The sequence below is a fragment of the Pandoraea soli genome, assembly GCF_902459595.1.
In the GTDB taxonomy this organism is placed as follows: Bacteria; Pseudomonadota; Gammaproteobacteria; order Burkholderiales; family Burkholderiaceae; genus Pandoraea; species Pandoraea cepalis.
The window spans coordinates 1-2,446 of sequence record NZ_CABPSG010000036.1; the positions used below are offsets into that span (position 1 = coordinate 1).

1 protein-coding gene is annotated in these 2,446 nt (G+C 58.2%); it reads right to left on the reverse strand.

Annotated features, from left to right (window positions below):
- On the reverse strand, nt 1–2,335 hold a 2,335-nt coding region (locus PSO31014_RS22165), incomplete at its 3' end, for a hypothetical protein (RefSeq protein ID WP_150553587.1).
- Between the last annotated feature and the right edge of the window lie 111 nt (nt 2,336–2,446).

The following is a 2,446-nucleotide window of genomic DNA, read 5'->3' on the forward strand; positions in this document are numbered from 1 at the left end:
GGTTCTTTTCGGTGATCGTCGTCTCGATGCCCGTTCCGGTCGTCGGGTCCTGCGGGTCCTGCGGGTCCTGCGGGTCCTGCGGGTCCGTAATCGTCGGTTCCGGTTGCTTGCCGCCAGTGATGCTACCCACGGTCAGTTCGCCGCCAGTCACTTCTGCACCTTCTGCAGCGTTCACCACGTCGAACTTGCCCACGATTTCGGAAAGTTCGATATCGCTCGCAACAGCAACGTCCAGCTTCGTATGGGTGAAATCGCCCTCCTTCGAGACGTGGATCTGGCCGCCAGCGAGCGCGCCCTCGACCTTCTCAATGCGTGACTTGATCGTCGCTCCCGCGTTTGACGCGTAGGTTTCCACCGCGAGCTTGTTCATGCCAAGATCAAGCGTGCCATCGTTCTGCAGGCTCTGAACGCCGCTGACGTCCGTGCTTAGTGCGACCGTGCCTGCTTGGGCCACGTTCACCGAACCCGAACCCAGTGCGTTGGCATGCGCTGCCGTCAACGTACCGCCCTGAATGCTCAGGCTCGTCACATCGCTTTGATCGCCAGCCAGCGTCAGATTGCCGCTACCGATCTTGGTGAGGCGCACATCTTGATGGTCATCCGGCGAGATCAATTCCTCAGATAGACGCATCGACTTGACTTGCAGATCCGCGTCCGCTTCGGTCGATCGTTCGCTCTTTGCCAGAATGCGCCCTTCAAAGACGTCATCCTGATTCAAAGCGCCAAGCGCGACGCGCGTGTCTTCCGCAATCAGATCACCGCGCCCGGACAGCGAACCGATGAGAATCTCTCCATCGAGGTGCTCAGCCCCCTCGGGTCCTTCGATGCCTGAGACGTCAAACACCCCCCCGTCCAAACGAATGCGCGCCTTATCCGCGGTGGTGTTGCCCTCGGCAATCACTTGCCCTCGATTCTCGAGTTGAAGTGATTCCATCGCGGTATCAATAAGCGCCAGGACGGCACTGTCTCCATTCAGGATCGTCGCATTACCACCGAATGATTCGTCAATCAGCACGGTGCTCGCGTTGACCAGCTTGAGATTTTCGAGCTTGGAGTCGACGATCTTAATGCGACCATCGCCCTCGTTCGAGATCTGAGCGTTTCCGCCAACTGACGCGAACATGTCCACGTTGCCCAGATTTGTCAGGTGCATGTGCTCAAGCGGCGAATCAGTCACGCTGAACGCACCCTTGGCATGATTAATCACGGTGCTGGTGCCCATCGCCGAGCTATCCACTACGAGCTTGCCAGCGTTCTGAATCGACGCGCTGCCGGCGTGCGCCTCGTCGAAGTGTACCGTTCCACCGTTCACCATGATGCTGCTGGCACCCGCACTGGACCCCTCTTCGAATCTCAGTTGGCCTCGCGCAGAGAGTGCGATAGCAGCGTTTTGAGCGCTTGTACCTGCGTGAAACCAGATCTGTCCAGGATCTTTACCGGTTCCTCCCCCGGCGCCGAAAGTGCCTTCGACAACGTCCGTCGCGCTCGCACCGCTCCCGGCGATCAACACAACGCCCCGGGCTGCAGGATCGATACCTTTGCCACCCTCGACAAAGTTGAGCACTCCTCCATTCCCAACGGCTACGGCCAGTTCACCCGCGCCTTCAAGTCCTTGATGGATATTCAAGTCCCCATCAATGACGCCAACCAAATGCGACACATCTTTTGCTACACGAATCGTACCGACGTCGCGAACACCGTCTTCGGCGCCGTTCACGGCATCCGACAGAGCCCCTGAGCGCTCCGTAATGTCGAGTACGGTGTCCTTGCCGATCTGGACGTTCCCTTCGGCGTAGCCTTCATCGAAATGCACGTTGAACAGGTTATCGTCGCGCCAAGTCAGCGCGGCGGCAGCGCCGTTCTGCACAGGCGCCACCAATTCCTTGGTGTTCGCCATGCCAATGAAGGTCGCTTCGTCTGCCTTGCCCAGCGCCTTGATCCGGCTGTCGAGGGCAGTCATCTCGGCGTAGAGATTCAGCGCCACGTTACGACGCTGCAAGAGCGCGGCATCATCATTAAGGAAGTCGCTTAGCTGCGCGCGAGCATCCGCAAAGTCGCCCGGGGCGGCCGTCAAGACTTTCTGGATTTCCGTTTTGACGTTTGCAAGATCGGCCACCTGAAGTTCTTTCTCCCAGGCATGATTCAGCGCGCTTCCGCCATCCGCTTCCAACGCTGCAATCACGCCGTCAACGTTATCGAAAACCTCGCCGAGCTTCACTCGATAATCATCTTTATCGGCAATATCTTTGATCTGGGAGTGAATGTTGGAGCGAGCCATTCTCAGCGAATCAAGCTCATTCACGCTCGCGGCCTTTTCTTTGAATTCAGCGGCCATTACACCAAGCCGGCCACTCATCCGACTGGCGACAGGGCGGTCTCAAGAGTCAAGTGCAACGTTGAGCTAACCCAGCGGTTTCCAATTCCTTGGCCATTGCTTCCTCGGGGG